The sequence below is a fragment of the Methanolapillus africanus genome (genome assembly GCF_032714475.1).
Classification (GTDB): domain Archaea; phylum Halobacteriota; class Methanosarcinia; order Methanosarcinales; family Methanosarcinaceae; genus Methanolapillus; species Methanolapillus africanus.
The window spans coordinates 33,489-58,631 of sequence record NZ_JAWDKD010000011.1 but is presented as its reverse complement, the minus strand read 5'-3'; the positions used below and the strand labels follow the sequence as shown (position 1 = coordinate 58,631).

Annotated in this window: 32 protein-coding genes; 7 read left to right on the top strand and 25 right to left on the bottom strand. The window is 44.4% G+C overall.

Translation table 11 applies throughout. The annotated features are described in order from the left end of the window. Positions 1 to 69: 69 nt before the first annotated feature. From MsAg5_RS03140 to MsAg5_RS03125, 4 genes are all read right to left on the bottom strand, one after another. The gene (locus MsAg5_RS03140; protein WP_338099166.1) at positions 70 to 324 is read right to left on the bottom strand and encodes a pro-sigmaK processing inhibitor BofA family protein; all 255 of its coding nucleotides are present in this window, start codon (positions 322 to 324) and stop codon (positions 70 to 72) included. A 272-nt stretch (positions 325 to 596) separates the two neighbouring features. Then, a complete protein-coding gene (locus MsAg5_RS03135; protein ID WP_338099165.1) occupies positions 597 to 1,430 on the bottom strand; it encodes a sulfite exporter TauE/SafE family protein in 834 nt (277 codons plus the stop codon). 124 nt (positions 1,431 to 1,554) lie between these two features. Further along, complete coding sequence (locus MsAg5_RS03130; RefSeq protein WP_338099164.1) at positions 1,555 to 2,190, bottom strand: HEAT repeat domain-containing protein; 636 nt, start codon at positions 2,188 to 2,190, stop codon at positions 1,555 to 1,557. Positions 2,191 to 2,288: 98 nt separating this feature from the next. After that, positions 2,289 to 2,666: a response regulator gene (locus MsAg5_RS03125; RefSeq protein ID WP_338099163.1), complete on the bottom strand. Its 378-nt coding sequence runs from the start codon at positions 2,664 to 2,666 to the stop codon at positions 2,289 to 2,291. Positions 2,667 to 3,056: 390 nt separating this feature from the next. On the opposite strand from MsAg5_RS03125, the gene MsAg5_RS03120 reads away from it, so the two are divergent. After that, entirely contained in the window at positions 3,057 to 5,348 is a 2,292-nt protein-coding gene (locus tag MsAg5_RS03120) for an autotransporter outer membrane beta-barrel domain-containing protein (protein WP_338099162.1), read from the top strand. A 560-nt stretch (positions 5,349 to 5,908) separates the two neighbouring features. Here MsAg5_RS03120 and MsAg5_RS03115 read toward each other — a convergent pair. The 8 genes from MsAg5_RS03115 to MsAg5_RS03080 form a co-directional block, all read right to left on the bottom strand. Continuing rightward, on the bottom strand, positions 5,909 to 7,141 hold the full coding sequence (locus MsAg5_RS03115; protein ID WP_338099161.1) for a site-2 protease family protein: 1,233 nt from the start codon (positions 7,139 to 7,141) through the stop codon (positions 5,909 to 5,911). Positions 7,142 to 7,224: 83 nt separating this feature from the next. Further along, positions 7,225 to 7,395 (bottom strand): hypothetical protein, encoded by a 171-nt coding sequence (locus tag MsAg5_RS03110; RefSeq protein WP_338099160.1) that lies wholly within the window; start codon positions 7,393 to 7,395, stop codon positions 7,225 to 7,227. Between the two features lie 75 nt (positions 7,396 to 7,470). Then, positions 7,471 to 7,602, bottom strand: a complete 132-nt coding sequence (locus MsAg5_RS03105; RefSeq protein ID WP_338099159.1) for a hypothetical protein — start codon at positions 7,600 to 7,602, stop codon at positions 7,471 to 7,473. A gap of 33 nt (positions 7,603 to 7,635) precedes the next feature. Beyond that, positions 7,636 to 8,025, bottom strand: coding sequence for a hypothetical protein (locus MsAg5_RS03100; protein ID WP_338099158.1), 390 nt, complete (start codon positions 8,023 to 8,025; stop codon positions 7,636 to 7,638). Between the two features lie 14 nt (positions 8,026 to 8,039). Next, a complete protein-coding gene (locus MsAg5_RS03095) occupies positions 8,040 to 8,210 on the bottom strand; it encodes a hypothetical protein (protein ID WP_338099157.1) in 171 nt (56 codons plus the stop codon). A gap of 75 nt (positions 8,211 to 8,285) precedes the next feature. Then, positions 8,286 to 8,417, bottom strand: a complete 132-nt coding sequence (locus tag MsAg5_RS03090; RefSeq protein WP_338099156.1) for a hypothetical protein — start codon at positions 8,415 to 8,417, stop codon at positions 8,286 to 8,288. A gap of 858 nt (positions 8,418 to 9,275) precedes the next feature. After that, positions 9,276 to 9,743 carry an Hsp20/alpha crystallin family protein gene (locus MsAg5_RS03085; protein WP_338099155.1) on the bottom strand — a complete coding sequence of 156 codons (468 nt, stop codon included), beginning with the start codon at positions 9,741 to 9,743 and terminating at the stop codon, positions 9,276 to 9,278. Between the two features lie 322 nt (positions 9,744 to 10,065). After that, positions 10,066 to 11,346 (bottom strand): cofactor-independent phosphoglycerate mutase, encoded by a 1,281-nt coding sequence (locus tag MsAg5_RS03080; protein WP_338099154.1) that lies wholly within the window; start codon positions 11,344 to 11,346, stop codon positions 10,066 to 10,068. 417 nt (positions 11,347 to 11,763) lie between these two features. Between MsAg5_RS03080 and MsAg5_RS03075 the strand changes: the two genes are divergently transcribed. From MsAg5_RS03075 to MsAg5_RS03060, 4 genes are all read left to right on the top strand, one after another. Further along, entirely contained in the window at positions 11,764 to 13,155 is a 1,392-nt protein-coding gene (locus tag MsAg5_RS03075) for an aspartate kinase (RefSeq protein ID WP_338099153.1), read from the top strand. A 46-nt stretch (positions 13,156 to 13,201) separates the two neighbouring features. Further along, complete coding sequence (purM, locus tag MsAg5_RS03070) at positions 13,202 to 14,206, top strand: phosphoribosylformylglycinamidine cyclo-ligase (RefSeq protein WP_338099152.1); 1,005 nt, start codon at positions 13,202 to 13,204, stop codon at positions 14,204 to 14,206. A 99-nt stretch (positions 14,207 to 14,305) separates the two neighbouring features. Then, positions 14,306 to 14,608, top strand: a complete 303-nt coding sequence (locus tag MsAg5_RS03065; protein ID WP_338099151.1) for a DUF1894 domain-containing protein — start codon at positions 14,306 to 14,308, stop codon at positions 14,606 to 14,608. Then, positions 14,605 to 15,345, top strand: a complete 741-nt coding sequence (locus tag MsAg5_RS03060; RefSeq protein WP_338099150.1) for a class I SAM-dependent methyltransferase — start codon at positions 14,605 to 14,607, stop codon at positions 15,343 to 15,345. The genes MsAg5_RS03065 and MsAg5_RS03060 overlap by 4 nt, the downstream gene beginning before the upstream one ends. 86 nt (positions 15,346 to 15,431) lie before the next feature. Here the strand turns inward: MsAg5_RS03060 and MsAg5_RS03055 are convergent, their stop codons facing one another. The 8 genes from MsAg5_RS03055 to MsAg5_RS03020 form a co-directional block, all read right to left on the bottom strand. After that, positions 15,432 to 15,743, bottom strand: coding sequence for a hypothetical protein (locus tag MsAg5_RS03055; RefSeq protein ID WP_338099149.1), 312 nt, complete (start codon positions 15,741 to 15,743; stop codon positions 15,432 to 15,434). 216 nt (positions 15,744 to 15,959) lie between these two features. Beyond that, positions 15,960 to 16,223 carry a hypothetical protein gene (locus MsAg5_RS03050; protein ID WP_338099148.1) on the bottom strand — a complete coding sequence of 88 codons (264 nt, stop codon included), beginning with the start codon at positions 16,221 to 16,223 and terminating at the stop codon, positions 15,960 to 15,962. A 224-nt stretch (positions 16,224 to 16,447) separates the two neighbouring features. Further along, positions 16,448 to 16,855, bottom strand: a complete 408-nt coding sequence (locus MsAg5_RS03045) for a hypothetical protein (protein ID WP_338099147.1) — start codon at positions 16,853 to 16,855, stop codon at positions 16,448 to 16,450. A gap of 13 nt (positions 16,856 to 16,868) precedes the next feature. Beyond that, a complete protein-coding gene (locus MsAg5_RS03040; protein ID WP_338099146.1) occupies positions 16,869 to 17,051 on the bottom strand; it encodes a hypothetical protein in 183 nt (60 codons plus the stop codon). Positions 17,052 to 17,260: 209 nt separating this feature from the next. Continuing rightward, a complete protein-coding gene (locus MsAg5_RS03035) occupies positions 17,261 to 17,668 on the bottom strand; it encodes a hypothetical protein (protein WP_338099145.1) in 408 nt (135 codons plus the stop codon). A 285-nt stretch (positions 17,669 to 17,953) separates the two neighbouring features. Next, complete coding sequence (gene cmk, locus MsAg5_RS03030; RefSeq protein ID WP_338099144.1) at positions 17,954 to 18,496, bottom strand: (d)CMP kinase; 543 nt, start codon at positions 18,494 to 18,496, stop codon at positions 17,954 to 17,956. Between the two features lie 32 nt (positions 18,497 to 18,528). Then, positions 18,529 to 19,149 carry a DUF106 domain-containing protein gene (locus MsAg5_RS03025; protein WP_338099143.1) on the bottom strand — a complete coding sequence of 207 codons (621 nt, stop codon included), beginning with the start codon at positions 19,147 to 19,149 and terminating at the stop codon, positions 18,529 to 18,531. A gap of 88 nt (positions 19,150 to 19,237) precedes the next feature. Beyond that, positions 19,238 to 19,885, bottom strand: a complete 648-nt coding sequence (locus tag MsAg5_RS03020) for an adenylate kinase (protein WP_338099142.1) — start codon at positions 19,883 to 19,885, stop codon at positions 19,238 to 19,240. A 124-nt stretch (positions 19,886 to 20,009) separates the two neighbouring features. Between MsAg5_RS03020 and MsAg5_RS03015 the strand changes: the two genes are divergently transcribed. Beyond that, positions 20,010 to 20,144, top strand: coding sequence for a hypothetical protein (locus tag MsAg5_RS03015; RefSeq protein ID WP_338099141.1), 135 nt, complete (start codon positions 20,010 to 20,012; stop codon positions 20,142 to 20,144). A 490-nt stretch (positions 20,145 to 20,634) separates the two neighbouring features. On the opposite strand, the gene secY is transcribed toward MsAg5_RS03015, so the two are convergent. From secY to MsAg5_RS02990, 5 genes are all read right to left on the bottom strand, one after another. Then, positions 20,635 to 22,116 carry a preprotein translocase subunit SecY gene (gene secY / locus MsAg5_RS03010; RefSeq protein ID WP_338099140.1) on the bottom strand — a complete coding sequence of 494 codons (1,482 nt, stop codon included), beginning with the start codon at positions 22,114 to 22,116 and terminating at the stop codon, positions 20,635 to 20,637. Positions 22,117 to 22,526: 410 nt separating this feature from the next. Further along, positions 22,527 to 23,012: an uL15m family ribosomal protein gene (locus tag MsAg5_RS03005; RefSeq protein WP_338099182.1), complete on the bottom strand. Its 486-nt coding sequence runs from the start codon at positions 23,010 to 23,012 to the stop codon at positions 22,527 to 22,529. Between the two features lie 19 nt (positions 23,013 to 23,031). Continuing rightward, positions 23,032 to 23,493, bottom strand: coding sequence for a 50S ribosomal protein L30 (locus tag MsAg5_RS03000; protein WP_338099139.1), 462 nt, complete (start codon positions 23,491 to 23,493; stop codon positions 23,032 to 23,034). Positions 23,494 to 23,495: 2 nt separating this feature from the next. Continuing rightward, on the bottom strand, positions 23,496 to 24,125 hold the full coding sequence (locus MsAg5_RS02995) for a 30S ribosomal protein S5 (RefSeq protein WP_338099138.1): 630 nt from the start codon (positions 24,123 to 24,125) through the stop codon (positions 23,496 to 23,498). Between the two features lie 6 nt (positions 24,126 to 24,131). Then, positions 24,132 to 24,650, bottom strand: a complete 519-nt coding sequence (locus MsAg5_RS02990; RefSeq protein WP_338099137.1) for a 50S ribosomal protein L18 — start codon at positions 24,648 to 24,650, stop codon at positions 24,132 to 24,134. Positions 24,651 to 24,964: 314 nt separating this feature from the next. Between MsAg5_RS02990 and MsAg5_RS02985 the strand changes: the two genes are divergently transcribed. Beyond that, the gene (locus MsAg5_RS02985) at positions 24,965 to 25,141 is read left to right on the top strand and encodes a hypothetical protein (RefSeq protein ID WP_338099136.1); all 177 of its coding nucleotides are present in this window, start codon (positions 24,965 to 24,967) and stop codon (positions 25,139 to 25,141) included. Positions 25,142 to 25,143: the final 2 nt, after the last annotated feature.

The window sequence follows — 25,143 nt, the reverse complement described above, 5'->3', positions numbered from 1 at the left end:
CCATAAAAAACAAAAATAAAAAAAACAAAACAAAAAAAATGAAAAGCCGGGAAACCGGCTTTTTTTATTTTAGAAAATATAAGAAACGCCGTTCATGACAATCAAAACAATCGCCCCGAAAACACCGGTGAGCGTCGTCATGATCAGGGAAAGCCAATCGTAAGGAATTACCCGTTCGCCAAACATCATGTTGACGGCGACCACCATGATGTATCCCAAAAGGATATTGAGAAAGATGTTTTTCGGGGTTTTGAGCAACTTAATCAATATGTAACCCGCAACGATTGACAGCAATATCAGAAAGATTGACAGCCAAAAATCCATTTGATCCACCTTCTTGTTTGTTTGTGTGTTTGTTCGCGAAGCGGTCTCATTTTTCAGCCACAAGCAACAGCATGATGTTTACTTGTGAAATTGTTCATCAATATTAATAATGGAATTAAATAATATAAAAAGTTGTTGAACAGTTTGACATTATTTTTAGAGATGAAATAAAAAAATAAGATAAGAAGGCAACCGGCAAGAAAAATAAAGAAACAATAAAAGAAAAAAGAGAAAAGAAAATGAAATGAAATGAAAATGAAAAGAAAATCGGATCAAATGTAATCCGACAGGCGAATGCCCAAGCTTTTGTAAATCATGGTGACGCCGATGACGAACGTCACCGCTGAAAACGTGTATCGGATGTATTTTTGGCTGACCCGGTGGGTGATCGACGCGCCGACGCCGGACATGAGAATGCTCGGAACGGCCAAGATGATGAGAATCAAAATGTTGATGTAGCCGACGGAGTACGGCGGCAGTCCCGCAATATCGAATCCGTTGATGAAATACCCGATAATACCGCCCATTGATGTGAAAACAATTGTCGCCGACGAGGTGCCGACGGCATTGATGAACGGGAAACGCAGGACGAAAATCATCAGGGGAATCACGACGATACCGCCGCCGATGCCGGTGAGGCCGGAAACGGTTCCCATAATCGCGCCGCATGCGGCGTATTTAAGATAATTTTGGGAAATGTTGGCGGGATCTTCGTTTGTGTCTTTATAAGACGAGGTGCGCAGGGCGGCGGCGAGAACGACAACGCCGAAGATGAACGACAAAACAGAACCCGGCAGGTAGTTGGCGATAAAGGAACTGGTGAACGAGAAAATAAAACCAAACGTCCCGATCAGGGCGGCGTATTTCCAAAAGACGGTCCCTTTTTTAGAGTGGCGGTAGGCGCTGTTCAAAGCGGTCGGCAGCGTGACGGCCAAGGCGGTGGCGATGGCAACTTTCATGGCGACGTCGGGGTCGTATCCCATTTGGGTGAGAACGAAGAATTGAAGCGGAACGAGCAAAAACGCACCGCCGACGCCCAGCATGCCGGCAAATGATCCGGCGATTAAGCCGCCGAGTATGAGAAGAATAAAATAAACGTATTCCATGCCGTCCACCTCCGATTGATATCCGGTTTTTCTAACGGAGAATACAATCTCTATTATTATATATTCGTTTTTATAGTTCTTTTTTATTTGTTTATTTTTTGTTGAGTTTTTGTTTATTTATTTTTTATTTTTGCGTGAGTTTTCGGATGGATTCTTGAACCGTTTGCGCCATCCGTTCGTCTGTGATTTTTGTTGATTTTAATAAACCGAGCGTCGTTTCATTTCCGGCGCTGCCGGAAATCTCAACGATTTTGTTCAAAACATGATCGTCCATGTTCGGATTTTCCAGAATTTTGTTCCAAAAGTCCGCGCCTGGATTGATTTTTTCAAGCGACAAGGCGGCTTCATAGGAGACGCGGGTGTCAGAATCCGCGTACAAAACCCGTTCCAGTTTTTCAATCGACTCGATGGCTGACGGATTGTTTTGCTGCAAAACGCCGACGCCGGCCGCGCAATTTCGGCGGACGTCCGGATTGGAATGCGACAGGCTGTTTTCAAAAAACGAAAGCGGAGAAAACGGATTTTGCGACAGCGCGTAAGATGTTTTGTTGAGAATGCCGTCGTCGGTTGATGAGTCGAAATGCGACAACAGAGCGGGGACGGAAACCGCGCCGGCTGAAATCAGCGCGTTGGCGGCGGCGGTTTGAAGCATTTCGTTGGCGTCGGGCGACAGAAACGATATCAAAAAAGCGGCGTCTTCCGGCGACGAAACCGTCATCGATTGGATTTGTTTGAGCTGAAGCAGAACGGGATTGGACATGGCGATCAAAAAAATGAAAACGAAAGGTAAAAAACGAAAAATGAAGAAAATCAGATTTTATTTTTAAAATTTAAATCAATGCGTCGGCATGATTTTGATCAATGTCCGGCGCAATGTTCGGGAATGTTGTCTTCGATTTTCTTTCTGAAATCGTTGATTTGGAACGGTTTTTGGATGAAATCGTCAAAGCCGGCGTCTTGGAATTGCCGGCCGTCGGGCGTGCATTCGTTGGCCGTCAGCGCCACCATTTTTCCGTACTTGAAATCGCTGTCCAGGATGCGCTGCGCCAGTTCGACGCCATTCATTTTCGGCAGATTGATGTCGATGAGAACCAAATCGTAAGCGTTTTTCTCGAGGAGCTCCAACGCCGCAAACGCGTCTTCCACGCCGGTCACGACGCAGTTAAACGTCTCCAGGATGTCTTTCACCAGTTCCCGGTTCATGGAATTGTCCTCGACCAATAGTATTTTTCCCAAAATGAATCAAACCTCCAAATGAACACCACGTTTTCGTTTTTGAAAATCAAGTGCCGTTTTTCAATAATAAATGGACCTTATTTTTTCTGAAAAGATATAATACTTTTCGATTTTAAAATATATAAAATTGTCTGAAAAAAATAATTTGAAAAATTCATTTCAATGCCTTTTGATTTTTACTTTTAAAAACGAATCATTTCTTTTAGATTTTCGCTCTGTTTTTTGAAGACATATCCTCAATAATATCCATAATAATATATAGAATCAAAGCCAAACGGCGTATAGTAATGTTTAATCGTGACATTTATATTATAACTATTAAATAATTAGTGATAGATATATATGACCATAAACCAACCCTTTCGGAAAACAATAATCATATTATTTGTCTTGGCGATTTTTTTCATCTTGGCCGCCATGCCGGCGATGGCCGAAACCGCGGACGTTACAAACGTAACAGACGCTAATTTAATCCTGATTGATTGGGTTTCTTCAGCCGACGACACGCACACATTAACATTGAACGCTTCAAATTGGGATACCGACGGAAACGGAACAATTTCAATTCCGGACGGAATCAACAATTTAACAATTGTCAGCAACAGCGACAGCACAGAACTCAGCGTCAGCATTGAAGCTGCAACACGTGCAACAATTCTGAATTTGACAATCAAAGATTTGAATTTAGATTTGTCAACGGCCACCAACAAACACGGCATTGATATCGATGGCGTCGACGGCACAACTCTTTTTTTAGAAGGCAATAACACGATTACCGGAAACTTAACCGGAATCCACGTCGGTTTCGGCAATTTTTTGATAATCACCGCAAACGTTTCCGTTAAAGACACGAATCATTTGAGTGTCTATGGCGGGCCGGGCAGTGCCGGAATCGGCGGAAAAATCGATGAATCAAGCGGAAAAATCGTCATCAACGGTTTTGTGAATATTTTTGAGGTAAAGGGCGGCAGCGGCGGTAGCGGTAGCGGAGGTAGTAGCGGCATCGGTGGTGGCGGCGGCGGCCGTAGCCGCAGCGGAGGCACCGGAACAGTTATAGTATCAGACTCGGCAACAATTACAACAGTAACGGGCGGCAGCGGTAGCAGTGGAAGCGGAGGCGGCAGCGGCATCGGTGGCGGCGGCGGTAGCGGCAGCGGTGGTGGCGGCGGCACCGGAACAGTTACAGTATCAGACTCGGCAACAATTACAACAGTAACGGGTGGTATCAGTAGCAGCAGCGGAGGCGGCAGCGGCATCGGTGGCGGTGGCGGTGGCGACCGCATCGGTGGCGGCGGTGCCGGAACAGTTACAGTATCAGGCTCGGCAACAATTACAACAGTAACAGGCGGCAGCGGTGGCAGCGGCGGCGGCAGCGGCATCGGTGGCGGCGGCAGCGACAACGGCGGCGGCGGTGCCGGAACAATTACAGTATCAGACTCGGCAACAATTACAACAGTAACGGGCGGCAGCGGCGGCAGCGGCGGCGGCAGCGGCATCGGTGGCGGCGGCAGCGACAACGGCGGCGGTGGTGCCGGAACAGTTACAGTATCAGATTCGGCAACAATTACAACAGTAACGGGCGGTAGCGGTAGCAGCAGCGGCGGCGGCAGCGGGATCGGTGGCGGCGGCAGCCACAGCGGCGGCGGTGCCGGAACAGTTACAGTATCAGGCTCGGCAACAATTACAACAGTAACGGGCGGCAGCGGCAGCAGCCGCGGCAGTGGCAGCGGCATCGGCGGCGGCGGAAGCAACGGCAGCGGCGGTGCCGGAACAGTTATAATCGAAGGCGGAACTATTGGCGTCAGATCGGTCGGAACGCATTATGCCATTGGCGGCGGAAAAGGAGCGGAAAACGGCACCTCTACGATTGTCATTGACGGCGGAAGCATTTACACGCCGGGAAGCGGATCGAATGTTTTTGCAAATATTCAGGGATATTCAGAAAGGACCGTAAAAAACAGCAATGAATCAGAAGTTTTTGAAACAAAAGTTGGAATGGGCTCCGGCAGTGCAAACAAATTGCATTACATTGTCAATGAGGATGGTGCTTTTAAAACCGAATTCCATGCCTACACGGATGATTATGGAGATTTGTATTTGTATACTGCTTCCGGAAGTGAACCGGCAATAATAAAGGAAGCACCAAACACACCGATTCTTGAATTGGATTCAAAAACAGCAACCACAATTACATTGAAGCAGATTATTGGTGCAGAATACAGAACAGAAGGTGGAATTTGGAAATCATCAAATGAATTTTCGGGATTGACGCCGGATACGGAATACAAATTCTACACAAGAATTGCACAAACGGATACGGAAGGTCCGTCTCCTCAAAGCTTACCTCTGACGGTGAAAACAAACACCGAAATTCCAACTCCACCGATTCCCGCAAATAATAACGGTGGCGGCAGCGGTACTGGCCAAGCGACAGTTCTACCGATGACAACGCAACAGAACGGACAACAACCCCAACAAAATACAACGAATGGAAGCGGTGCAGGATTGGATGGTTCAAACGAAAATGCATCGCAAAACGCTTCACAAAATTCAAGTGAACAGCCGGTTCCGATGCCTCCGTCAGTCCATGACAAATCAATATGGCTTTGGATGGCGGTCGGCATCGTTGCGATTGTTGTTATTGGCGGCGTTGCTTATTGGTATTTTGTGAAAAGAAAATAATCCAAAGTAAATGTTGAAAAAGATTTGCCGGCGAAGGCGTGAAAGCTTTTGCCGGCTTTTTTTATTTTGATTTTTCAGTTTGCATCTGCAGGTGACTGTTTTTAAATTTCAGATTGCATCTGCAGGTGACTGTTTTTAGATTTCAGGTTGCATCTGCAGGTGACTGTTTTTAGATTTCGGATTGCATCTGCCGTTTCCAACAAAACAGTTGATTCCTGTTCCGTTTTACACCTCCTGTTTCCAATTGTACGTTCCCGTTACAGTATCCGCTTCAACAGACGCAAAGCGTCTGTTGAAGCGGGGAACTATTTGCATGGAATTGAAGCGGAAAATCGGACAAAAAACAAATAAATCAAAAAATGAACGGCCGGTTTGCTATTATAAATAATAGAATGAAGCGGTATTTTTGACGGCTGTCTTCGAAAAAATATCGCTGTAACGCGCGCGGCCGCGGCGAAAACAGGAACGTTTTGGCCGGGTTTTGTTTTTTTTGAAAAAAAAGGTTGTCTGAGGTTTCCCCCGGAATTTCATCGAAAAATTTTGGATAAAAACAAACCGGTTTACGATTTGTTTTTGTCTTGATCTTTGTCTTTTTCGTCCGCCGGTTTGTTCTTTTTCGAATAATCCGGACCGAGATTGCTCGTGTCCGTCAAACTGCTTCTCAGATTGATCGCGGTCATCAAATCGGTTCTGGACAAAATGCCGGCCAGATTTTTGCCGGCGTCAAGCACCACCAGCCGTCCGACGAAATTCACGTTCATCTTTTCAAAAGCGTCCAAGGCCGGCGTTTCGGGCGCGACGGAAATCACGTCCGTTTTCATAGCGTCTTTAACCGTCAGCGCGTAGCGTTCGGCTTCATTGATTCTCTTGATGTCGTCCACCGTGATGGTTCCCGTCACAACGCCGTTGTGAGTCACCGGATAACCGGGGTGTTTGTTTTGGAAAACGAAATTCACGAAATCGGAAACTTTCATCGATTCGTCGACCGTGATCACATTTTTGGTCATGATGTCGCCGACGGTCACATTTTCAAGCATAAACGTCGTCTTGACGGCTTTGCCTTCTTCAGCCGCCGAAATGTACAGGAAGACCGCCAGCAGCGCCAGCCAAAGGTTAAAGAAAATCCCGACGATCGCCATGACGACGGAAAAAATCTTGCCGGTTTGAACCGCGATTTCCGTCGCTTTTTGAAACGAATAGCGCTTTGCGAGCCAGGCGCGAAGCACACGGCCGCCGTCCATCGGATAGACCGGCAAAATGTTGAAAATGCCGAGGATCAAGTTCAGAGCGCCGACGAGGAACAACAGCACCGAGATGTCGCGGTACAGAATGTCCCAGCTGCCGATCATAATGGATCCTGAGATGAGCGGCGCGCCGTAAAAGACGCCGAACGCCGCGTAATTGAGCCCCAAAAACAAAAGACCGAGAATGATGCTGGAAAGCGGACCTGCCAAAGCGATTTTAAGTTCTTTGGACGGCTCGACCATTTTTTCGTCTTTGGGGTTTTCCATCATGGAAACGCCGCCGAAGAAAAAGAGCGTGATGCCCTGGATTTTAATGCCGTACGACGTCGCCAAAATCGAGTGGCACAACTCGTGAATGAGCAATGTCACAAAAAACAAAAATGCCGCCGCCACTGAAAAAATGTAGCGCAGCATCGCCGGTTCCACGCCGGCAAACCCGTACGGAAAACGCGTGATGTCAAACATGAACGCAAAAAGCAAAAAGACCAGCAGAAAGGTCATGTGAATGTAAATCGGAATCCCTTTGATTGTCGCAATTTTAAAAGCCATGCACAGGAAAGGGGGTTCAACCAATATATATTGTCGCATTTATATTATTGAAAAAGGGAAAGGGGAGAAGAACGGAAAGTTTGTTAATAATCTTGGTAACGCGTCATCAAAAAGAACCAATCAGCTGTCTCTCCGTAAATGCTTCGAGCTTCTATTAGAAGATTCAAAGATTCGCGACCGAAAATAATTTCATCACCGGCAATGGGAATTTGAATTTCCAAGAATTCACAATCGCATTCAATTTCAACTTTCATCCGTCTGAGCAGTCTTTCCCCATACATTTTTTTCAAATTCTGAGTAATATACCGGAGAATATCATAAAAATTTCTCTATTTGGAGTAATGCGCCTTAATTCGATCGGAATCGACGACGAGAAACATTTCATCTTCTTTAAGTTCATTTAAAACAAAATTTCCCTTCAAATGAACCGGCATTTTTGAGATTTCAACATCCGTTAACATATAATATCACCACTCTGAGTTTAAAATATGAAATCACTTGCGATTTAATTCCGAGAAGATAGAAACCGCATATGAAATTGCTTCAACGGCTTTCCTTTCAATCGAAACATCATATTTGTCCGAACTTTCATAATCGCTGATATTTCTCCAGGTTCTGAGTTTGGATAAAAGCAAACCCACCGACCGAATGGATTTGTTGTCGGAGTCACGATAGCAGGAAGCTAAAAAACGATGATCTCCTCCGGTTCCTGAACTGACAAAATTCAAATTATTTTCCGCATAAGCTCGAGCTTCCCAAAACGATGCATAATACGCCCGCCCAACGGCCGTCCGGTAAAATGATTCCGATATTGGCAAATTACTTTTCGCAAGCTTGGTCAAGTAAATTGAAAGATACAAAAAATGGGCCGGTTTAAAGTCCATTGGATTCACCCCTATTAATAATCTTGATAACGTGTAATTAAAAAGAAGCATCCGGCAGTTTCTCCGTAAATACTTCGAGCTTCTTCGCAAACGCCGAACATTTCATAATGAAGAGAAAGACCACAGTCTGCAATCGGAATCTGGATTTCAAGCAAATTATAATCACATTCAATCTCAATTTTCATCCGCCGCAGCAGTCTTTCCCCATACATTTCTTTCAGATTTTGAGAAATGTACCACAAAATGTCATAGAAGTTTTCCTATTCGGAATAGTGCGCCCGAATACGGTCAGCGTCCACCACCAAAAACATTCCATCTTTTTCAAGTTCATTCAACACGAAATTCATTTTCAGATCACCGGACATTTTTGCCTTTTCAAGTTCAATCACCATTTTGAATCACACCATTTTTCCATAAAGTCAAATCAAATTTGAACAAAATTAAAAAAATGGTGCTTGTTTAAATACTTGCCTATTTTTTTGCTGATGTCGATTGCCGCTTCTCAATTTTTAATATTAAAAAACCGATGAAATTCAAAAGGCGAATCGAATTGAATCCAAAAGAAAAGAGAACGAATTTTGGAGGAATCATAAAAAATGGGTGCCGTAACGCGCGCGTAGGCCGGCGGCAAAAAACAAAAGGAAAAGAAAAACAAAAAGAGAAAGAAAGAGTTAAACCGCCGCCGTGATCGAGTAAATTATTTGACGCTGTCCCGAGTCATCAAATAATTCGTTTTGATGACCACGGCTTTGGTTTTAACTTATTATTGGGGATTGTTTTTTTGGCATATATTCCAACATCCTGCGGGTTGGTAAAAACAGGATGACAAATAATCCGCCAATAAGAGGCAATGGACCGAATATTTTCGGCGAAACGTTTTCGTTTAATGACCCGCCATATATTCAGGTCTTAAAACGTATTATCGTGTTGTAAATATAAATAGTCGATTAGTATAAAGATCATAGCAAAATAATATAAAAAGATTCACCCGACAACGTTTAAATTTATAAATTTATAGATACAGTTTATGAAAAGAGCGGACTGATACCTAAATAAAAATGATTTCTAAATAAAATAAGTTATGACAAGTTAAACAAGATTTTAAAAGAATTTCATCAGGAATAAAAGAGAAAACAGAAGGAAAAAGAAATCAAAAAAAGTGACAAACGGAAAACAAAAAAAGTGAAAAATAGAAAACAAATAGAAACAGAAAACAAAATAAAAAAGAAAAAGGGAGTTTATTATAAGAATCAGTCGTCCACATCAACGATGCTCGGATCCGTCTTTTTCGGAAGCGTCACCGTCAAAACGCCGTTGGCCAACTTTGCGGTTGCCTTTTCTTCATCAATTTGAACCGGAATGTTCACGGAACCCTCGTATTTGCGGTAGAACCGTTCGCGCCGGATGTAGCTGCCTTCTTCGATTTCGTTGAGGCATTCCGCCCGGATGGTAAGAAGCCGGTCTTGAATTTCAAGGACGACGTCTTTTTTCGTGACGCCCGGCAAATCCGCTTTGACGACAATGTCGTCTTTGCGCTCAATTAAGTCCATCAACGGCGTTTGGCGGAATTCGCCGAAGGAGTCGTCCTCTTTGGGTTTGCCGAAAGACGTTATTTTATTGAAAAATTGATTCAGTTTTTGAGAACGCGGCTCGGTTTCCACATCCTCCTCTTCAATCTCATCTTTATCTTTGGATTGCTTTTTTTGAAACGGATTCATATAAAATTCCCCAATCTTTTTCGTTTTTAGGTTTTTTGAAATAATAAACGTCAGGAATAGACGCATTCAAATGTGTTCGCGCCTGAATAAAAAATCAATAATTAAAATACAAAGTAAAACATAAAACACTTGAAATAAAACTTAATATAGAAATGAATTCGAAATATATAATCTTATGTCATTAATTCACAAAATATTTTGTTTTTCCGGATATGTTTTATGTTTTGTTTTATGTTTTGTTTTATGTTTTGTTTTATGTTTTGTTTTATTTGTTTCATTTGCTTTGTTGACTTATATTTTTTGTTTTAAATCTCATTTTTATTTAACACGAATCATCCGGCTGAAGCATGATTGAAATTAAATCCGGCGCATAAACCGTACCGAACGCACCGGCTTTCACGGACTGTTCGTCAAAAACGGAAACGCCATCGACCTTCAATTCCCGCGTGTCGTACATAACAAACGGAATCGGATCGCTTGTATGCGTTTTAAGAGACACGGGCGTCGGATGGTCCGGCATCACCAAAATTCGAACCGGTTCACCTTTTTTGTGAGATTCGCGCGCAAAATTCAGAAGCGGCGTTATGATTTTCGCGTCCAGATCCTCGACCGCCTGCAATTTCTTTTGGGCGTCGCCGATGTGGCCGCATTCGTCCGGCGCCTCAATGTGAACGAAAACAAAGTCCTTCGACGTCAAAGCGTCTATGGCCGCGTCGGCTTTGCCCTTATAATTGGTGTCCAAAAATCCGGTGGCGCCGGGAACATCAATAATATCAAGACCCGCGCAAATGCCGATTCCCTTCAAGAGGTCGACCGCTGAGATGACCGAGCCTGTTTTGTGATGAATGTTAACAAATTTTTCAAATTTGGGCGCGTTGCCTTGTCCCCAGAACCAAATGCAGTTGGCCGGAAGTTTGCCTTCTTGGACGCGTTTTTGATTGACCGGGTGGTTTTTCAAAATTTCATAAGATGCCTTCATCATGTCCAAATAAATCCGGGCTGCCCGTTCGGACTCCAAATCGCCTTCCGGCGCTTGCGGGAAATGATCCGACACTTTTTGACCGGTGACGTCGTGCGGCGGCGTAAACGTGCAGTTCTTGCCGAAATTATCCTTAGCCACCAGCAGGTGGCGGTAACTGATGCCGGGCGTAAAGGAAAATTGATTCGTGCCGAGCGCTTCGTCCACCGCCAAAATGAGTTCTTTCGCTTCGGCCGACGTGATGTGTCCGCCGCTGTAATCTAAAATGTAGCCGGCGGAAAGGTCCGGACCGTTCACGCCAACGGTACCGTCTTCGCTGCCGATGGTAATCAAGTTGGTCCGAAAAGACAAATCGTTGCCGGATAAAGGCACACCCATGCTGACGGCCTCAAGCGGAGAGCGCCCCGTGTAATAAACCGCCGGGTCGTATCCGAAAATAGACATATTGGCAACGTCGCTTCCCGGCAAGTAACCTTCCGGAACCGTAACAGCCAAACCGCTGCGTCCGTGCTGCGCTAAAAAGTCCATGCTTGGTTTTTTGGCGTATTGAAGAACTGTTTTTTGATTCAATTCGGGAATGGGAAAATCTGCCATTCCATCACCGATGATGACGATGTATTTCATAAGAATCCGGCCTTTTGATGGTTATTTTGATGAATAAATGAACATGGAATAAAGATGAAGGGAAGATGAAATGATGAATCAATATGTCGATTGATCTAAATTCGAAATTAAAGTTAAATTTGTTGTCCAATCAGATTAAATTTGAATCGTGACGTATTTATTTGTTATGATGATTCATTCTAAGCGTCATAATCTATTTAAATATCCGTTACCTTGAAAAAAGGCAGGGTCAGAAAGAGGTAAATTGCAGCAGGCAACTTATCCGGTGTTTGTCCCGTTGTTGTATTTGTGATATTTTAGAGTATGTTTATTAATTTGCGTATCTTTTGACAACGATTGATTTTATTGAGGCTGACGGCAGTTTGGATGCTCTCGCCGGCCTGTTATTCTTATGATTTCAGAATCGGATGATTGAAAATGAAAATTGTGATGAAATTCGGCGGCACGTCGGTCGGAGACGGAAAAAGAATTCGCCACGTTGCGGAACTGCTCAAGTCGTATTTTGATAAGGGAAATCAAGTGATTATGGTGACGTCGGCGCTGGCCGGCGTGACCGACGGTCTTTTGGAAACAGCGACCGCGGCTTGCGAATATGGAAAAGTCTCAACCATTTCCGAATTTATCGCCGCGCTCAAATTGAAACATTTCAACGCCGTCAACGACGCGATCGACAACAAAAAAATCCGCGCGGAAGTCATCGAACATTTGGAAATGAAAATCGACGAGCTCGAAAAAGCGCTTATCGGTATCTGCTACCTTGGCGAACTGACCAGCCGTTCCAAAGACAATATTTCATCCTTCGGCGAACGCTTGGCGGCGCCGATCGTTTCCGGCGCGATCCAATCTCTGAAAATTCCGTCCAAATATTACACCGGCGGCGACGCCGGCATCATCACAACCGACGTTTTCGGCGGCGCCAAACCGCTTCCGAAATCCTACACACTCATTCACGATCGGTTGACGCCGGACTTTAAAACATCTATCCAAGTCGTCACCGGATTCATCGGCGAAAACGAGGACGGAAACATCACAACACTGGGCCGCAGCGGATCGGATTACACGGCATCCATTATCGGTGTCGGCGTCAAAGCCGATGAAATCTGGCTGTGGAAAGAAGTGGACGGCATCATGACGACGAATCCGAAAATTGTCGCAGACGCCCAAACCATTAAATTTATTTCATATCAAGAAGCCATGGAACTCTCCTCTCTCGGCGCCGAAGTCTTGCACCCGCGCGCGATTGAGCCGTCCATGCAGCACCACATTCCGGTCCGCGTTAAAAGCACATTCAAGCCGGACTTTGACGGAACGCTTGTGATTTCTGAAAACCAGTTGTCCAAAAACGTCGTCAAGGCCGTCAGCATGATCAAAAAGATCGCGCTCGTCAACATTTCCAGCGTCGAAATGGTCGGATCCGTCGGCAAAGTCGCCAAGATTTTTGCGGTTCTCGCCGACAAAAACGTCAACGTTCGCTTGATCAGCCAGGGTTCCGAATCCAGTATCTCGTTTATCGTGAACGAAACCGACCGCGTCAAAACCGTCAAAGCCATTAAAGCCGAACTGGGAGACTTGTATAACGTCGAATTCCGGACGGATGTGGCGGTCGTTGCCGTCGTCGGCGCCGGTATGGCCGGAACGCCCGGTGTTGCCCGGCGTGTATTTACCGCTCTTGGTAAAGAAAACATCAACATTATCATGATCAGCCAGGGCTCTTCCGAATACAACATCTCCTGCGTCGTGAACATCGACGACGTCAACAAAGCCGTGCTGGCGCTTCACAACGAATTCGAACTCGGGAAAAGGGAATAAACCCACCCGTCGAATGATTCAATTTTATCAATCAGAGGACTCAAAAATGACAAACAAAGAACAAACCTACGCCTCTTCCGGCGTGGATATCAGAATGGAGGAGGACACCATCAAATCCCTCACCAAAACGATGACATTCAAAAGGGAAGGATTCGGCGCGCCGCTGACGGAAATCGGCCACTACGCCGGCCTCATCGACTTCGGCGAATTTGCGATTGCCATGACGACCGACGGCGTCGGTTCCAAAGTTTTGATCGCGAACGACATGGGAAAATGGAACACCGTCGGCATTGACTGTATTGCGATGAACGTCAACGATTTGATCGCCATCGGCGCCGAACCGGTGGCTTTTGTCGATTATTTGGCGCTTGAAAAACACAAGCCCGGATTTGCCGCCGAAATCGGCGAAGGACTTGCCAAAGGCGCTGAAATTTCCCGCATGTCGATCGTGGGCGGCGAAACCGCAACGCTTCCCGACATCATCAAAGGATTCGACTTGGCCGGCACCTGCATCGGTTTCGTCAAAAAAGATCAAGTGCTGACCGGCGAAAAAATCAAAGAAGGCGACGTGATTATCGGTTTGAAAAGCACCGGCGTTCACAGCAACGGTTACTCCCTTGTCCGAAAAATCATCAAAGAATCGCCGTACGATTATCAGGATTACTGCCCGTACAACTCAAAAAAGACAATCGGCGACGAACTTTTGACCCCGACGGCCATTTATATGGAAGTGCTCGACGTCATCAAAAAATACGAAGTTCACGGCCTCGCCCACATCACCGGCAGCGGTTTGTTGAAACTTCACCGGATCACAAAACTCGGATTCGATTTCACCGACCCGATTGAGCCGCCGGAAATTTTCAAGTTCCTGCAGGAACAAGGCAAAGTGAGCGACGCCGAGATGTACAAAACATTCAATATGGGCATGGGATTCATCATTATCGTTCCGGAAGAAGAAGCTCAATACGTCGTCGGCATGACCGGCGGCAAAATTGTCGGCAAAATCGTCAAATCCGGAATCAAAGTCAAAGATCTCGTGATTGACGAATAAATAATTGCAGCCGATTTAATTTTTGTTGACGCCGGCGCCGCCGCATGCGTCAACAATCCATCTTTTTTGAAAAATTGAAAAAAAGCGGAGGCGGATTTTATGGTGTGTCTCAGAGATGTGAATTGTATTATTGTCGGCAGCGAGCTGACGCTTTTGGAATCCGAAACCATCATCAAGGAATCGTGCGAGATTGCTTTTTACGTTCCAGCCGGTTCTCAAATCAAAGGCATCACGCTCAAAGGATCACGTCCGTTCCCGGTCGGCATTTCCGGCGACAACGTTTATTTTCAGTATGTAAAGCCGTGCTTTGGTCTTTTCGTCCTCGAAATTGAAAATTGTCCGGATGAAGTGGCCCGGCTCAAAGACGATTTTCTTAAAAACAAATATGAGATGGTTCAATGACTGAATTGGACAATGGCAAATCAAACTCAAGCCCTAAGTTTCCGCCGGCCGGCGGCTACGACAATAATGTGCGGTTCACCGTTCCGAATTATGATTTATTCCATGCGCAAACACTCCGTCTTGTGAAAGCTTATTTTGAAAACAGTCCGGAAACAAAAAACCAAAAGAAAGAACCGGTTCGTTGGTTAGACGCCGGCTGCGGAACCGGCACGCTGGCTCAAAAAATTGTTGAGAAATATCCGGAAACGGAAATTTTTTTGGCGGATCCGTCGCCGGAAATGATCAAAATGGCGCAGCAAAAACTCAATGAAATCGGGAAAACACAAATCCAATATTTGAAAACAAAAAGCACTCAAGAATTGGATTTCCCGGACAACGCGTTTGATGTCGTCACCGCCGTTTTGTCCCATCATTATTTGTCCGAAAAAGACAGAAAGACGGCAACGGAAAACTGTTTCCGAATGCTGAAGCCGGACGGAATTTACATCACCTTTGAACACACGGCGCCGGTGACGGAAACTGGAAAAATGCTGGCGCAGCAAATGGTGGCAGATTTTCAAACGGAACACGGAAAAAGCGAAACTGACGCCGAAAATTACCGGCAGCGTTACGGAACGGAATACTTTCCGATTACGGCGGCGCAACACATTGATCTATTGAAAAAAGCCGGATTTAAAACCGTGGAACTGTTTTGGTATTCGTATTTGGACGCCGGATTTTATGCCGTTAAAGAATAAGATAAAGAATAAAAAAGAAAGGCAAAATGAATTGGAAAACGGAAATGAATTCCGTTTTTTGGAATTCATTTCTTATTTTTCGGAAATTACTTTCTCTTGACAAAGTCGTCGGTGACTGAGATTGTGCCGCCGATCGTAATTCTGAGCGTGTCGCCGACAAAAACAGCGGATCCGATTTTAGTGTTGTTGCTGCCGTAAAGGATGTATTCGCCGCCTTCTTTCGCCCAGGTTCCGGAGAGGCTGACCAACGGTGCGGAAATGGTGAACGTTTTGTCGTCTGCGAATGTCGCCGCAGCACCTGTTTTTTCGCCGTCCCAGGTACCGACGATCTTATCGCCCATACATCCGGCGGCCACGCAAGCCAAAAGAACAAGAAGCAAAGCTGAAATAGATAACATTTTTCTGATAATATCTCCTCCACATAGTTTTTATGAAAATCGGCGTTTTGAAAAGCCGTTGATGATAAATTGAAAGAAATATTATATAAAAATTTTGAAATTAACATTTTTTATTTAGGATAATAATTATTATTTTAATTACTTTTTGAATTCAACTTTTCGAAAATAAATTCCGCATATTCAATGGCTTTTCCGGAAAAATCATTGTTCAACTCCTTACACAGCAACAAATATGTGTTTTGAAAAACCACCATATTTTTTTCGAATGCGGTTGTTCAGCTCAAATATTTCATTATCAATTCTGTCCACAGATTGTGAATAATCTTTAATCGGAACCAAAAGTTCAATACAGTCAAACTCCCGGTCATAAAAGATCCAAACTTTTCCGTTCAAATCCGAACCGTACATTTTTTCTAAATCGGACGTCGCATAAAGAAGCATATCCCAGACCGTTGACTCCTTTCTAAATCGGTCTTTCATTTCCTCGATATTTTCAATCCTATAAAGACCTGTTTTCTGAAGCCGGCTCAAAACGGAATGATTTTTAGAGGCTTTTTGAACTTTTTGAAAGAGACGAGTTGGTTTAAACACATCAGTCGCTTTAGTTTTGGAAATATGAACCATTTTTAAAACCCCTTTCAGTTATTTTTTGAATTCAATGTTTGAATGACATATTCGGCGTCTCCAATCAACTCCTTCCGGAATCACCATACGTAAATCCCCAACAGTGAGATATAAAGATACAACGAACCGAATTTTTGACGGATTTGAAAATCCAAATCATAGAGTTCAAATTGAAAAGACGTTTCACAGTTGTTAGAAAACGGAATGATTTCGATACATTCGTCTTCATAATTGTAAGTGATTTCAATTTTTTTCAAACGCGGTCCAAACTTTTCCTCCAGCTGAGAGAGAGTGTAAAGCAGCACATCGCAAACCTCCGGAATTTTTCGGAATCGTTCTTGAATCTCGTCGGCTTCTTGAATTTCATAAAAGCTGTTCTGTTCAAGTTCTGCCAACACCAAATTAATTCGTGGCGTTCGCCAAACCCGTATTTTTTGAAAAACGGATTCGAATCCGAAAACATTTGAAATTTTAGAAATATGAAACATGTTTAAAACCCCCTCAGTTATTTTTTGAATTCAATGTTTGAATGACATATTCAGCATTTTTGATTGCTTTACCGGCCTTTTTTGAAATAGACATACCTAAATTCAAAACGTCTTCATAATCGCATTTGTTTCTGAGAGACTTGAGATCGTACAAAATGCAGCCGACTTGATAGTAATCGCTGTCTTTTGATTCCATATAGAGCTGAACCACTTCTGTGTGAACACTTCTTTTTTTGGAGAAATGCGAATCGAGTTTTATTTGTGCATGCTTTCTTGCAAAAAGAAAAGCAGCGTAATAAGCCCTGTTGATCGCACACCTGTAGGCTGTTTCCGGAGAAACGCCTGTTTTTTGGTTTGCTGCTGACCGAATCTACTTGGAAATTTCCAAAAATTCTTCCGGAATGATCATACGCAAATCCCCAACAATGAAATATAAAACGACACCGAGCCGAATTTCTTATAGATTTGAAGATCCAAATCATATATTTCAAATCGAAAAGACGTTTCACAATTGTTGGAAAACGGAATGATTTCGATACATTCATCTTCATAATTGTAAGTGATTTCGATTTTTTTCAAGCGCGGCCCAAACTTTTCCTCCAGCTGAGAAAGGGTGTAAAGCAGCACGCCACAAACCTCCGGGATTTTCCGGAATCGTTCTTGAATCTCATCCGAATCTTGAATGTCATAAAAACTGTTCTTTTCAAGTTCCGCCAACACCAAATTAATTTTTGGCGTCCGCCAGACCTTTATTTTTTGAAAAACGGATTCAAATCCGAAAACGTTTGAAATTTTGGAAATATAAGATGTCATACAGATCAGCAACCTTCATTTTAAATATTTAATGTGTAAAACAGAAAATACGTTGACAGTATATACGCATTTCGATTTTGAACAAATCGGAAAATTTAAATAGAGAAAAAAGGGCAAGCCGGCTGCGTATTAATATGACAGAAATAGATAGAAATGAGAAATATAAAGATGAGAGAAAAGAAAAAAGAATCCATCGTTTTTGACGCGTCATGAAAAATGATTGCCGTAACGCGCGCGGCGTTCGCTCGTCAAATAAAAAAAAAGAAAAAAAGATAATCGAAAGACTTATTTCATCGCATTTGCCGCCGTCATAATGATGTCAGCAATGGTTTCCGGGAGCAGACGGTCGGTGTCAATCACCAAATCGTAAACAGACAAGTCGTTGATATTGATTTTGTAATACTTTTGATAGCGTGTGTTTTCGGAATTTTCGCGCTCAATCGTCTTGTCCATTTCAAATTTGAAGGACGACGTGCCTTCACGCGTCATAATCCGGCGGACACGGGTTTCAATCGGCGCTTTCAAACAAACGCGCAAAACGGTTTTTCCGGGCGGCGCGGCTGCAGACATGTGTCCGGCCAAGCGTCCTTCCAAGATCAAATTGTCCCGCGTTTTTGACAGTTCCTGCTGGCGCACGTCTATTTTCAAATCGACGGACGGATCGGTTTCGGCCAAAACGCCGAATTCGGCCAGCGAGAGGTTCATTTCTTTGGCAAGGCCGCGGAAAATTTCACCCGAGGAAATAAAATCCATGCCGGAACGCTCTTTAATAATCGTGGCTACCGTTGATGTTCCGGTGCCGGGAAGACCGCTGAGTGTGATAATCATAAAGACCCTATTGAATTTTTGGGCCGGCTCAATTAAGCGCCGGCGGTTGTAATGTTCATAAACTTTCTGAGCACCTGGCTGAAGGCCAACGAGGAAATAAAGTACCAGTAGAGCCAGTAGGTGAAGATGAAGAGTTTGTCGCTCAAGAGTTTGGTCCCCCAGAACGGGAAAACGAGCGCTGCTTCGGGGTGTCCGCCGATGTAGTAATACGCCCACATCAACAGCGGCAGGGAAATGATCACAATGTAAAACATCGGCTTAAACTGCTGTTTCATCATGGTCATTTGCTCTTCCATCATCTCAGCTTGCTGTTCTTCAAGCTTTTTGAGCATGTAGGTATTTTGAGTTTGCTGCGCCTCTTTCATTTCCTTTTGATAGACTTTCATCTTTTCCTGGAAATCCCGCATCTTGTTTTGATCCACCAGATACTTCTGAATCAGAGAGGAATAAATGGCGGTAAGGATGGCCATCGCCGATAAAAGCAGGAAGAAGTTCGATTCGCCGACTAAAAGCAAGACGGGAGACATGACAATGTCCATGAATTGACCGAGAAAGACCCTGAAACTCGGGAACATAACGCCGACAAATAAAACGACGCCAATCCCCAGCAGAGCTTTGCTGACAAGATCTTTGATACTTTGTGTTTGTGCCAAAACGATCCCTTTTGAATTGATTTTTGATAAATAATAAAATAAAAAATAAATTGAAAAATGAAATAAATTCAAGATTGAAACAAGTTTTTTACTTGAATTGTTTCACCAAGGCTTTGATTTCTTCAAACACAACATCGATGTCTTTCGTGCCGTCGATGTCTTTCAAAACGCCTTCTTTTTTGTAGTAATCCACCAAGGGCGCCGTTTGGGATTGGTAAGCTTTCAGCCGCTGCGTCACCGCGTCAGCCGTGTCGTCCGTCCGCTGGAAGAGCTTGTCGCCGCAAACATCGCAGACGCCGGCCGCTTTCGGCGGGTTGAATTGAATATGATAGCTGGCGCCGCACGCGGACATCCAGCGTCCGGAAATACGTTCGACCAAGTCTTTTTCCGGAACGATAATATTGATCACGCACTCAATCGGCTTGTTGATTTCAACCAAAATTTTGCCGAGCGCTTCCGCCTGCGGAATGGTGCGCGGGTAGCCGTCCAATAAAAAACCGCCTTTGCAGTCGTCCTGAACCAAACGGTTCTTGATGATGCCGATTAAAACGTCATCCGGAACGAGCGCGCCTTTGTCCATATAGCTTTTGGCGGCGAGACCGAGCGGCGTTCCTTCTTTCACGTTGGCGCGAAGGATATCGCCGGTTGAAATTTGTGGGATGTTGTATTCTTTCGACAATTTCTGCGCCTGCGTACCTTTTCCGGCACCGGGCGGACCAAATAATATAATGTTCATCAATACCACCTGAAAATAAGAATGATTGGATAAAACAAGAAGGAAAGTAAATACAAATTAACATTTTCTTATAAAAAGAATTGCATGGAAATGTGCGAAAAACAAAAAACCATCAAATTATAAAATGGGAGAACAGAAAAATCCGGAAAAAAACAGACAAAATGAAAACAATATGGGAAAAATAGAGAAAAATATGAAAAACTGTGAAAAAATGGAAAAATATAGAGAAAATGTGAAAAAGCGGAAATGGAAAAAATGAAATTTAAAGAAAAGAGAGGACGAGGGACCATGAGGATAAATGGTCCCTCGGGGGGTCGATTTTCGAATATTTAAGGAGTTTTGGACACATTTGATTCAACCTTTCGGCGGAATCTTAAATCTATCTTGGTGATATCGTTTTTCAGGTTTAAGCATAGGCTAATCATTGACTGGAGTGTATAAATTATGTCAGACGCTATTTCATTCCACCTCCGTTTATTATATAATTCAATAAATATAACTAATAATATATATAATATTCGTTTTATAATTGTTTGTATTGAAAATGTTTGAGTTTAAAAAACAAAGTCAATCGGATTTGAAAAGATGAAAATGAAAACGACCGCGGTTTTTTCAAACCCAAATAAATGTGCCGCCGTAACGCGCGCGCATGCCGCCGCTGAAAAAAAAACAAAAATAGAACAGAAAATGAAATAAAAAAAGGCGTTTGAATTTCTTCAAACGCCTGCTTTTTTTAAAGTTGATTTGGATTAATCGTCTTTTCCGAGGAAAGAACGAAGCATCGGGTGCATTTCCATCATTTGTTCGGACGCCAAGTCCTCATACAAACGGTAGACGATACTGACCGTCAGCAAAAGACCTGTACCGCCGGCGCCGCCGACCGTACCGAGCAAACTGGCAAACAACGTCAACAGACCGATGAAAGCGCCGCCGATAACGGTCACTTTCGGGATGTAACGCTGCATGTATTTTTCAATGGACGCAATGTTGTTTCTGAATCCCGGAACTTGCATGCCGGAATTGTAAATCTTCTTGGCCGTTTGTTTGGCGCCCATTCCGGTGGTTTCAATCCAGAACAGAGCGAAGACGATACCGCCTGCAACCAACAAGAAAGCGTCAACAAAGACGTGAAGACCGATTTGCCAGGTCGCCGGGGCCGCAAATCCCATGGAGGCGAAGTTTTGCGCCACATAGGTCGGAATCCAGTCGGACGGGCTGTTGATGGCCGATAAGTAATACATGATGCCGTTCACCGGCGTCGCGCCGGAATACTCACCGAGAATGGTGATGCCGCGGCCGGCTAAGAGAACGCCGACCAACTGAATGTTGGCCTGCAGAGCGCGGACCAAGATCATCGGCAGAACGGAAGCGTAGATCAATTTGACCGGGAATTTACCGCGGGCGCCGCGAACGGATGTGTGGGCGAGCGGAATTTCAATCCGGACGCTTTCCACATAAACGACGACGAGGAAAATCACGATCGTGGAAATAAGCGCCAGAATACCGGCATTGATGAGAAGATACATGATTCCGGAAGAACTGGAAAAGAGCGTTCCGAGTTCGCCGCTTGTAATTAATTGGAACCATTTCGGGATAATACCGATGGCAAGACCATCTGAACCCGGAATCCAGTTGATTAAACCGGTGATGATCTGCTGGGAAACACCCGCAACGATGAATAAACTGATACCGGAGCCGATACCCCATTTGGAAACGACTTCGTCCATGAACATAATGAGGACGCCGCCGATACAGATTTGGATGAACAGGAATAATGTGACGACCCAGAGGTCAACGCCAAGACCGGCTGCAAGCGCCGGGTCCGGTTTGATATAACCGAAAAGCTGCGGGAGCGTTTCTAAAACGATCATCACAAAGACAAGGAACTTCTGAGCGCCTTGGAAATAAGCTTGATCTTTGGGGTCTGAAAGGTCCAGGTGGATAATGTCACCGCCGACCAGCAACTGCAAAATAATCGACGCCGTGACGATCGGACCGATACCGAGAACGATTAAAGAACCGGTAGCGCCCGCGAAGAAGGCACGATAACTCGCAAATAAATCGATCGATTCGGCCGACATACCAAACAGAGGAACGTTTGAAAGAACAAAGTAAAGCGCAAGAATCGCAAGCGTCCACATCACTTTGTTTTTAAACAGAACTTGTTTTTCAGGTCTGGCGACAGAAGGTAACCTGCTAAAAAAAGGCTCCAAAACACTCCTGAAACTCATTCGAATACACCTGACTTTGAAATAGAAGATAGACTCAATTTCATCAATTAAATGAATAAATCAATAAGATAACATAAATAATCAATAGTAAGCGCCAAGATAAACCCGAAATTAAATCGAAATAATTTGAATGAATCTTAAAACCGCAAATTGATGCTGTAAGTGATAACGGTTAATAGTATTAATAAATTATTGTATGAGTCCGATATTTATAAAAATAATACCGGTCACAACGAAAACGGAACGAAAACTGAAATGAATAAAACATGAAAAACGTCTAAAATTCAAAACAGATCGAAAATGATTTGAAAAATCATAACAAAAAAAGAAAGCGGGATGATCCGGCTTTCTTTATTTATTAATCATATTCGAAACAATTCGAAACATGTTTTAACAACACGTTTTCAAATTTATTCTTCGTCTTCTTCGCAGTCGCATTCACCGTCGCAGTCGCATTCGCAACCGTCGACTTCGATGCATTCTCCGCCGGCCGCTTCGATTTTCTCGCGAGCGGATTCAGAGAAGGATTCTGCTTTGACAATCATCTTTCTGGTCACACGGCCGGTTCCCAAAACTTTGTCGATGCCGATGCTGTACAAGTCGACGACAAAGGTGTCGCCGTCAAGCGCGATGTAGTCGGCTTCCGCTTCGTGAAGGAAAGCGACGAGTTCATCGAGTTCACCGACGTTGACGATGAAGACCGGGTCAACAACCGCTTTCGGGCGGGTGAATCCTTTGTAGATGTAGCCGGGTCTGTATCCTTCGCGCATGGCGCGGATAAAGTGGTGGGCGTTGCCGCCGGCGTGTCCGCGGCCTCCGCGGTTTCCGGCTCCTCTTCTGTTTTTGTGAGTACCGCCGCCGCAGGTGCGTGATCCTCTGTACTTTTTAGTTCTGATGTGTCCCATGTTTTCCACCTTACCTCATTTTGTGCAAAAGAACAGCAATTTCTTCGCCGTGGTTTCCGAGAACGCCGCCCTGCTGGACGGTTCTCTTCATACCGGCGTGTCCTTTTCTCGGCGGGTGAAGTCTGAAAACCGGCTTCATCATCGGAACGTCTTTGAGCGCGATTTTGCCGTCGACAAATGCTTCCGCGAGTTCTTTGATCGAACCGTACGGGGTGTTTTCGGCGACGTAAGCGTCGGTCAAGCGTTCTCCACCTTCAAGCCGGCCGCGGGTTTCGAAAATCTCGGCGACTTGATCGGCTGTCACAGTTCCAAAAGCGATGTAGTCTTTGGATTTTTGGATCATGCCTTTGTAGACGTCGTTTTCCGGAAGGAAAACGCAGTGGTTCACTTTGTTTAAGCGAAGCATGCGAAGCGTGTCTTCAATGGTGTCTCTGACGCCGACGCATCCTCTCATTCTGATAATTGCATACATGTTTAGACCCCTCCGTTTCCTTTCTTCGGAAGTCTCATGGTGCTGACGTTGTTCAAAGCAACGAAGGTCGCTTTGGCGAAGTTCAGCGTTGTACGGGTTGTTCCTTCGGTTTGGGTCCAAACGTCGCGGATACCTGCCTTTTCGAGCACCTTTTTGGCGGTGTTTCCGGCGGCAATTCCGAGACCGCGCGGGGCCGGAATCAATGTCACGACGACGCTGCCGATTTTACCGGTGGCTTCGTACGGAACGGTGTGTTCGTTACCGCAGTCGCATTCCCAGGAACCGCAGCCGCGGGTGATGTGCTGAATGTTCAATTTGGCCGCTTCGATCGCTTTTTTGATCGCGTTGCCGACTTGAACGTCTTTACCTTGGCCGAGGCCAACGTAACCGTTTCCGTTTCCGACGATGACGGTCGCTCTGAATTTGACACGCCGTCCGGAGTCAGTCATTCTCTGAACCATGTTGATGTCCAAAACTTCGTCCGTCAAGTCCGGTAAAAGAATGTCCACAATTTGGGGTTCTCTTAACGGAAGGCGGGACTTAATGGCGTCTTCCATGGTTGTGATTTGTCCGTCCGCAACAAGTTTTCCAAGTCTTGTTTTCGGAACCCATTCTGCTTCTTCATATGCCATTTTTCATCACCTGAACTCAGCATTAATCTTCTCGACCGCCGCGTCAAATTGTGCGGGAAGGTCCGACCCATTGTATTCGGCCGCAATTTCGCCGCGGATGCGTTCATCAGCGGGGAAAATGGATTCATCGTGCGGAACATCAACGCCGGCGTCAACGATGCCTTTCAAAGCTGCATAAACACGGGATCCTGGTGTGGATGCGTGAAGCCCGATGTCCAAAATACCGGATTCGTATCCGTTTTGGAGGGTGCGCAGGCCGAATAAAAGGCCGGTTAAGTACGCTGCGGTTGTGTTTCCGGTCGGTCCGTTATAGCCGTATTTTCCGAGTTCGGTTGAGATGGCAGACGAATAGGTGACATCTCCGATCGGTGTTGGGGCTATAAGCTGAATTTGCATGTTTCGTGTGCTTTTGCGCACGACGATACGGTTCTCTTTGGAAAGGAGAAGCGCAAGACGGGAATGGTAGTTGGTCCGTCCCTCTCTTCTTCTTCTCATCGGAACCTTATATCTTGGTCCTGTTGCCATAACTAGCTCCTCAACAATTTTTGTATAAAATATTGATTTTTCTTTTCATAAGCAATCGGCATATTTTAAAAAGAAATATGAACCGAAAAGGCGCCTATCAAAAGGGTTCCTATATACAGATTAGTTCTATATAAAGATTCTGAAATCCGAAAAGACGGAAGAAATATAAAGAATAAAGAAAAATGACTCTTTGAAATAAATTTCAAAGTTTTATAAACTTGAAATAGATATTATTTTCAAAAATAAAAAGAAGAAAACAGAAATGATCAAAGATCGAAAAAAGGAAAACAAAAGGAAAACAAAGGAGTAAAACAATGAATATTCAATTGGAAAATATTTTTGCAAACATAATCATTATTTTTCTCGGGATGACCGGCGGCATTGCTTTGGCCGAAATATTGAAAACGCCGCTTAAAAAATGCAAGGAATGCGGGAACCGCAGCTATCTGGGCGAACAAAATTGTATGTTTTGCGGAGGCCCGTTCAAATAATG

Bases quoted from the DNA above. Each gene is read 5' to 3' on its own strand.
- MsAg5_RS03140 (WP_338099166.1), bottom strand. From the start codon at position 324: ATGGATTTTTGGCTGTCAATCTTTCTGATATTGCTGTCAATCGTTGCG.
- MsAg5_RS03135 (WP_338099165.1), bottom strand. From the start codon at position 1,430: ATGGAATACGTTTATTTTATTCTTCTCATACTCGGCGGCTTAATCGCC.
- MsAg5_RS03130 (WP_338099164.1), bottom strand. From the start codon at position 2,190: ATGTCCAATCCCGTTCTGCTTCAGCTCAAACAAATCCAATCGATGACG.
- MsAg5_RS03115 (WP_338099161.1), bottom strand. From the start codon at position 7,141: ATGGCTTTTAAAATTGCGACAATCAAAGGGATTCCGATTTACATTCAC.
- MsAg5_RS03110 (WP_338099160.1), bottom strand. From the start codon at position 7,395: ATGAAAGTTGAAATTGAATGCGATTGTGAATTCTTGGAAATTCAAATT.
- MsAg5_RS03105 (WP_338099159.1), bottom strand. From the start codon at position 7,602: ATGTTAACGGATGTTGAAATCTCAAAAATGCCGGTTCATTTGAAGGGA.
- MsAg5_RS03100 (WP_338099158.1), bottom strand. From the start codon at position 8,025: ATGGACTTTAAACCGGCCCATTTTTTGTATCTTTCAATTTACTTGACC.
- MsAg5_RS03095 (WP_338099157.1), bottom strand. From the start codon at position 8,210: ATGAAAATTGAGATTGAATGTGATTATAATTTGCTTGAAATCCAGATT.
- MsAg5_RS03090 (WP_338099156.1), bottom strand. From the start codon at position 8,417: ATGGTGATTGAACTTGAAAAGGCAAAAATGTCCGGTGATCTGAAAATG.
- MsAg5_RS03085 (WP_338099155.1), bottom strand. From the start codon at position 9,743: ATGAATCCGTTTCAAAAAAAGCAATCCAAAGATAAAGATGAGATTGAA.
- MsAg5_RS03080 (WP_338099154.1), bottom strand. From the start codon at position 11,346: ATGAAATACATCGTCATCATCGGTGATGGAATGGCAGATTTTCCCATT.
- MsAg5_RS03075 (WP_338099153.1), top strand. From the start codon at position 11,764: ATGAAAATTGTGATGAAATTCGGCGGCACGTCGGTCGGAGACGGAAAA.
- purM (WP_338099152.1), top strand. From the start codon at position 13,202: ATGACAAACAAAGAACAAACCTACGCCTCTTCCGGCGTGGATATCAGA.
- MsAg5_RS03065 (WP_338099151.1), top strand. From the start codon at position 14,306: ATGGTGTGTCTCAGAGATGTGAATTGTATTATTGTCGGCAGCGAGCTG.
- MsAg5_RS03060 (WP_338099150.1), top strand. From the start codon at position 14,605: ATGACTGAATTGGACAATGGCAAATCAAACTCAAGCCCTAAGTTTCCG.
- MsAg5_RS03055 (WP_338099149.1), bottom strand. From the start codon at position 15,743: ATGTTATCTATTTCAGCTTTGCTTCTTGTTCTTTTGGCTTGCGTGGCC.
- MsAg5_RS03050 (WP_338099148.1), bottom strand. From the start codon at position 16,223: ATGAAAGACCGATTTAGAAAGGAGTCAACGGTCTGGGATATGCTTCTT.
- MsAg5_RS03045 (WP_338099147.1), bottom strand. From the start codon at position 16,855: ATGTTTCATATTTCTAAAATTTCAAATGTTTTCGGATTCGAATCCGTT.
- MsAg5_RS03040 (WP_338099146.1), bottom strand. From the start codon at position 17,051: ATGGAATCAAAAGACAGCGATTACTATCAAGTCGGCTGCATTTTGTAC.
- MsAg5_RS03035 (WP_338099145.1), bottom strand. From the start codon at position 17,668: ATGACATCTTATATTTCCAAAATTTCAAACGTTTTCGGATTTGAATCC.
- cmk (WP_338099144.1), bottom strand. From the start codon at position 18,496: ATGATTATCACACTCAGCGGTCTTCCCGGCACCGGAACATCAACGGTA.
- MsAg5_RS03020 (WP_338099142.1), bottom strand. From the start codon at position 19,885: ATGAACATTATATTATTTGGTCCGCCCGGTGCCGGAAAAGGTACGCAG.
- MsAg5_RS03015 (WP_338099141.1), top strand. From the start codon at position 20,010: ATGGGAGAACAGAAAAATCCGGAAAAAAACAGACAAAATGAAAACAAT.
- secY (WP_338099140.1), bottom strand. From the start codon at position 22,116: ATGAGTTTCAGGAGTGTTTTGGAGCCTTTTTTTAGCAGGTTACCTTCT.
- MsAg5_RS03000 (WP_338099139.1), bottom strand. From the start codon at position 23,493: ATGTATGCAATTATCAGAATGAGAGGATGCGTCGGCGTCAGAGACACC.
- MsAg5_RS02995 (WP_338099138.1), bottom strand. From the start codon at position 24,125: ATGGCATATGAAGAAGCAGAATGGGTTCCGAAAACAAGACTTGGAAAA.
- MsAg5_RS02990 (WP_338099137.1), bottom strand. From the start codon at position 24,650: ATGGCAACAGGACCAAGATATAAGGTTCCGATGAGAAGAAGAAGAGAG.
- MsAg5_RS02985 (WP_338099136.1), top strand. From the start codon at position 24,965: ATGAATATTCAATTGGAAAATATTTTTGCAAACATAATCATTATTTTT.